The sequence below is a fragment of the Ruficoccus amylovorans genome, from assembly GCF_014230085.1.
GTDB classification, from domain to species: domain Bacteria; phylum Verrucomicrobiota; class Verrucomicrobiia; order Opitutales; family Cerasicoccaceae; genus Ruficoccus; species Ruficoccus amylovorans.
The window spans coordinates 1-5,770 of the sequence record NZ_JACHVB010000049.1 but is presented as its reverse complement, the minus strand read 5'-3'; the positions used below and the strand labels follow the sequence as shown (position 1 = coordinate 5,770).

Genomic DNA, 5,770 nt, shown 5'->3' with positions numbered 1-5,770 from the left:
TCTCCCGGAAAACTTGCCACAGCTTTCAAACCAATCGCTTGCCCAACAACAGCGTACCTGATCGTAGGCTCGACAAGATAAACAAAGGCTCGCTCATACTCTCCGGGCACCTCAGGAGGAGTAACTTCTACCCCCCACTCTTCCAGGGAAAAGGAGAAGACATATTTGAGTTGTCCGAGGTTGGCGGGGGCGTAGTTGGCGGAGAGAGGGGTGGCCGGGTCCCAAGGGTACTCTCCGGAAGAAAGAGATGTTCCGTCCGAAAGCACGATGATAAAACCATCGGCAGCGTGCATGACGTCATAAAAGGGTTTTGCGAGCGCCTTGAGTTGGCCCAGGTTCAAGGGGGCGTAGTTGATACCGGGGTTTGTCGAGAAGTTGGCCACCATCGAGGCGACCTCGCTCCCGGCACTCCCCGTTTCCTGCGATTCCATCTCCAGATAGGCTGCCTTGGCCAGATGCTTGGCTTGCCCGAGGTTGGCGGGGGCGTAGTTGGCATCCAACCAGGCCGGGTAAGCGGGGTCAGAGGGCGCGGGGGGCTGAGAATTAACAACGGCCCGGCTCAGCCACCATTGGGGATAAGAGGCCGCTCCTGAATCGGCCCAGGCAGGCAGACTCAGGAGGGCAAGGATAATGGAAAACAGCGAGCAGCGAGTCATGGCAGAAAGTTTCAATCAATGAAAGCGGGCATGAGGAAACAGTAGTTGGCGCTTGGTCAGGACGATTCAGTCAGTGGCAGCGAGAACCAAGAGGTCAAGAGCCCCCCTGTTGTCCCGAATCCTCAGGATTACCAAAAGCCCCCATCCAGATATCGCCCTGGCGGGGCATTGTGACATTACCCCCGAAGCGTGCATGACCTTTGACAACGAGAGCCTCGCCAGCGGAGGACTGGTCGCCGGCCAGAGTCGTGTTCGGGTCAGCGGGGATCGCCGTGGGATTTTCCTCGTCCCAGTACTTGTTTTGCAGGGTCGTTTGGCCGTTTTTGATGACGGTCAGGGCATTGGATCGATGGCTATAATGGGTACCATTTCCAATCTCTAGAAGAGGGTCCAGATCAAACCATTTCTTATCTCCGTCATTGTTGCTATTGCCATCATCAAAATATGTAAAACCACCAATATTATAACGCCCAAATGCAGACGCAAGGTATGCTTCTGCACTTGTTGAGACTCCCCAAGCAGTAGACCCCCACCCTAAAGCCATACTTCCATCTCCCCAGGCCGTTGAAGCGACACCTCCAGCGTAATTATAATATCCCCACACAGTAGCAACAACACCCGTGGCAACACCTTCCTCCCCCCAGGCCGTTGAATACTTCCCATCCGCAGAGGCATAGCGCCCCCAAGCTGTTGAATATTCGCCATCCGCAGAGGCATAGTTCCCCCAGGCTGTTGAATATTCGCCATCCGCACTACCATGCCCCCACGCTGTAGCATGCATACCTTTGGCACGACCGTTACCCAAGCCCACGGAGCCAAACCCAATATTACCTAGCTCTTCTATGTCCCAATAATCATTCCGCACTCTTCCGACCCTGAACGCCCCCTTTTGAGGTATCCACATCAAACGAGCACCGGGACCTTCGGGGATCATCTCGGTGGCGTTGTACGAGGTGCCCTCGCCGGCCCAGATGACTCCGTTTGGTTCGACGGTGAAGGCGGATTTGACGCCTGAGCCTGGGTTGACGGTGAGTTTGTTGTCCACGGCGAGGTCGCCTTGGGCGGTGCCGGAAGCCTCGACCTTAAGGTCACCTTCGACGGTGAGGGAGTCGGCGTGGAGGGTGAAGGGGGTGAGGCTTGCGAGGAAGAAGGAGGCAAGCAGGGTTGGGAGGGTGCGTTTCATGGTGGTCGTGGGTTGGGCGTGAAGAGGGTTAGTCGGCGGACGTGGCGGAGGTCGCTTCAGAGCGTGCCGGGGAAATCGTTCCAGTGGCGGACAAGGACTCGCGCAAGGTGGTCATTTTCTCGCGGTAGGCGTCGATGGCGGCGCGGCGTTCCTCGGGGGAGGCGTTGGCGAGCGTGGCGGTCAATTCGTTGACGGCGGCAAGGCGTTCGTTACGGGCCTGGAGCCTGGCTTTCTGCTCGGCCGGGAGGTTGGCGGGGATGTCATGCAACTCCAGGTGGGCCGATGAGCGGGCGGATGCTTGCCCGCCCCGGGACTGGGCAACCGCGGAGAAGGACGCCTCTTCCGACAACTCGCGCAGGCGTGTCATGCGCTGGGCGTTTTGTTCGCGGAAGTCCTCCATCACCTGGCGCCGCTGCTGCGGGCTGGCATTCTCCAACTGGGCAAGCATCGCCATCTGTGCCTCGCGCACATCGTAGCGCAGTTCGAATTGCTCGCGTTCGGCGGCGGAGAGGTTGTCGGGGATTGGCGGGCGGGTCCAGGTGGGTGAAGCTTTCTTACCGGAGGCACTGGTGCGGGCAGAAGCACTCTCCACGCCTGCCTCCGAACGCTGCTGCTCAAGCTGTTCAATCAAGGGACGGGACTGCTGACGCCATTGTTCGATCACCGCACGCTTGTCCTGAGGGGAGGATGCCTGTTCCAGTTGGGCGAGCATCTGCTCTCGTGACGCATGCAGGGACTCTCGCAGGGCCCGCGCCTGCGCCGCCTCATCCCCCTGCACGGCCTCGATCGCCTGCGGGGACGGCGAGGCACGACCTTCCCCGGCAGAGGGCTCCGCCATCAGGGGCAAGGCGAGCAAGGGCATGACAGCGAGGCAGTGGAGGAGATTCATGGTGTCCGGGGTAAAGGGTGCAGGGAGGTCGGGAGCGGGCTCACGTAAGGGGGCAAAAACTACCTCAGGGTAACGTCGCCGTTGGGGCGGAGGGTGAGGTTTTTGCCGTTGAGGTTGAGGGTGGTCTCGTCGTAGGCGATGGACGAGGCTTGCACGAGGATGCGGCTTTCATCGGCGGCGGCAGCGAAGACACCAGAGAGGGTGGCCTTGGGGCCGTGCAGGCTGCTGGGCTGGCCGGGGTAGAGGCTGAGGCCGTTGTAGTAAACGTCATTGCCGGTGTCGGCCGAGACGTAGTACAGCACATCGGCATCGGCCACGGTGGGCGATTTGCCCTGCCGGAACTCCTCCTCGTTGCTCAGGCCGTCGCCGTCGTAATCATCTCCCGGCAGGACCTGGGCCGTGCTGGTGATGGCGTCGGAGTCGTCAGCATCGACGAGTGCCTGCTTCCAGTCCTCGGGGACCATGCCCCACGGGGAGAGCTCCGCTGGCATGGCGGTGGACACACGTAACGAGTCGATAAAGCCCTGGCTCTCGGACTGGCTCAACTGCTCGAAGCGGACCCGCGTGAAGCCGGCGATGGCCGTGTTGGCAAAGCCCACGTCAAGGGCAACCTCCGTCGCATCGGCCCAGAGGCTCCAGGTCTTGGCCGCGTAGTCGAGGCGGACATCGAAGCGCATCCAGTTGGCCGCGTTCACGGCCAGACCGGCATCCAGCCACTGGCTGCTGCCCCCGTCATAAACGTGCAGGGTGCCTGCCTCGTCGGTCGTGAAGTAAGCCGCCCCGAGCGTCTCGCGCTGCGAGAGGTCGGGCAGGCCGCCGGGGGTCAGTTTGGCATAAAAGCTCACCCAGACCACGCTCGCCCCGACCGGTGAAGCCAGCCACTGCTCGGCGGAAACCGCCTCGCTCGCCGCGGTCTCCAGGGTCACGGATTGAGTCCCGGCCTGCGCCTGCGCCGCGCTCACGGTCACCAGCGCCGAGTCGGTACGCCAACGGTTTTGCCCGCTCAGGGCGGCGACGCTGTAGCCCTCCGCGGGCTCGAATCCGGCCTGCCAGGAGTAGATGCCGTTGCTGTCCGCGCTGAGCGCGTTGAAACTCCCCGCCACCAGCGGGTCCTCGCCCAGTGTGCTTTCGGCACCATCGAGCAGGCCGTCGCCGTCCGTGTCCGGGTTGGTAAAGTCGGTCCCGGCGGCCAGCTCCGCCAGCGTGCCCAGCCCGTCCCGGTCCAGGTCGTAATAATCATCGCGCACCATGCCGGTCGGGTCGGCCGAGTAGGCGTTCTCCGGGTCGTAACCGTGAGCGGCAGCGGCGATTTCCCAGGCATTGCTCAGGCCGTCACCGTCGTTGTCGAGATCGGCGGGCTCGGTGTAGCCGACCTGCACCGCGTCCAGGTAAGTCTCACCGCCCTCGGACTCCGTCATCCGGAAGGACTGAAAGAACGGCACCGCGTTGGCAAAGCCAAGTCCATTGGCCAGGCGCACCCCGTTGAGGTACACCGCCCAGCGCTGCGTGGTGTAGTTGAGCTGGACGGTGAGCCGCTGCCACTGATCGCTCTGGACGTGCTCGTGGGCCAGTGTCTGCCAGCCGCCCATCGGCAGGACCGCGCCGTCAAAAGCCCGCAGCAGCCCCTCGTCGTTAAAGTAAAAGCCCGCCGATGTCGCCGCACTCAGGGCGGGTTCCTCGGCCAGCATTCCCGGCTTGAGCGCGAAGTCCACCCAGACCACGGTGTCGGGCACCGCCGTGAAGAGATTATAAAGCGCCGTCGAGGAGGTGGAGGCGTTGACAAACACCGAGTAACTGCCAGCGGCGGCCTCGGCACTGCTGAGCTGCGGCTCATTGCCTCCCTGATAGGCCCAACCGCCCGCACTGGTCACGTTGGCCGTGGGGTGGTTCTCAAAACTGTCCGTGTAGGGCAGCGCAGCCAGGGTGTAGTTGTCCGCCGCCGCCGGATCGCCCCCGAAGGCGAATTCCCACCCGTCATGCACGCCGTCCCCGTCGCTGTCCGGGTTGCCCGCCGCCAGGTCGTAGAGGAACTCGTGGATGTTCGCGATCCCGTCAAAGTCGAGGTCCCCGTAGCGGTCGTCCATGTTCGGGTTCAGGCCGCTGGCGATTTCGTAGGCGTCGCTCATGCCGTCCCCGTCGCTGTCGAGGAAGATCGGGTTGTCGTACCCGGCGTAGAAGAAGTCAAAATACACCGGTGCCAGCCCACCGCCCTTGAGCCGGAACGAGCTGAAACTCTCCAGCACATCGTCAATAAAGCCCAAGTCCGTCGCCACGAGGTCTTCGTCCAGGTACAGGTCCCAGGTCTTGGTCGCGTAGTTGAGCCGGTAGGTCAGGCGTATCCAGTTTGTGGATACACCGTCGTTCAACGCAAAGGAGCGCGGCACCAGTTGCCACTCTCCGCCGCCCTGCCCGTCGCCATGCACGGCGTACAGCCAGCCCGCGCCCGCACTCTCCACCACGCCGGTCATGGCCGAGGTCTCCGTACTGGAAACCTGCGGCAGGCTCTCCTGCGACCCGGCCATGGGTTTTAAGTAAAAATCGACAAAGGTCACCGCCCCCGGCTGAGCACCGCCGAAGCTCCCCCTCAGAAAGCCCGACACCCCGTCCGGAAACAAAATCGACTGCGCCGCCGAAGCCGAATCAACCGCGGTCACTACCGCGCCCGAACCGCCCGCGCTCCAGGGAGCCAGGCCCGGCGGATTGCCGGGCACATACCCCGCCGCCGACTCGAAATCCGTCTCATACGGCAAGGAAACCTGCCCGCTCAAGGGGCCGGTGAAGAGGGCTAGCGAAAGCCCGAAAACGGCTGCGCTAACTCGGAACATGGGGAGCCTTTCCGAGGTTAACGCCTGCCGGGCAGAATCTTTGCCGCGAAGCGGGCCAGCTTCCCCTCCGGATTCCTGCGCCCCAGAAACATCAGCAGGTACGCGGTCAGAATAAAGCCGCCGATCCCGGACATTTCGATCAGGGTCCCCCCCGAGGGCTCCTGAGCACTCAGGACGGAAGAGGTGGCAAGCAAGACAACAAGAGGCAGGGCAGTAG

General features: G+C 62.6%; 4 protein-coding genes and 1 pseudogene. All 5 read right to left on the bottom strand.

Going from position 1 to position 5,770, the window contains the following annotated elements; genetic code table 11:
• Positions 1-656 (bottom strand): annotated as a pseudogene (locus H5P28_RS15550) (hypothetical protein); the annotation flags it as partial.
• Positions 657-750: 94 nt separating this feature from the next.
• The gene (locus tag H5P28_RS15545) at positions 751-1,839 is read right to left on the bottom strand and encodes a hypothetical protein (protein WP_185676626.1); all 1,089 of its coding nucleotides are present in this window, start codon (positions 1,837-1,839) and stop codon (positions 751-753) included.
• 28 nt (positions 1,840-1,867) lie between these two features.
• Positions 1,868-2,728, bottom strand: coding sequence for a coiled-coil domain-containing protein (locus H5P28_RS15540; protein WP_185676625.1), 861 nt, complete (start codon positions 2,726-2,728; stop codon positions 1,868-1,870).
• Between the two features lie 59 nt (positions 2,729-2,787).
• Positions 2,788-5,553, bottom strand: coding sequence for a thrombospondin type 3 repeat-containing protein (locus H5P28_RS15535; protein ID WP_185676386.1), 2,766 nt, complete (start codon positions 5,551-5,553; stop codon positions 2,788-2,790).
• A gap of 17 nt (positions 5,554-5,570) precedes the next feature.
• Positions 5,571-5,770: hypothetical protein (locus H5P28_RS15530; RefSeq protein ID WP_221773445.1), on the bottom strand; the 200-nt coding region annotated here is incomplete at its 5' end.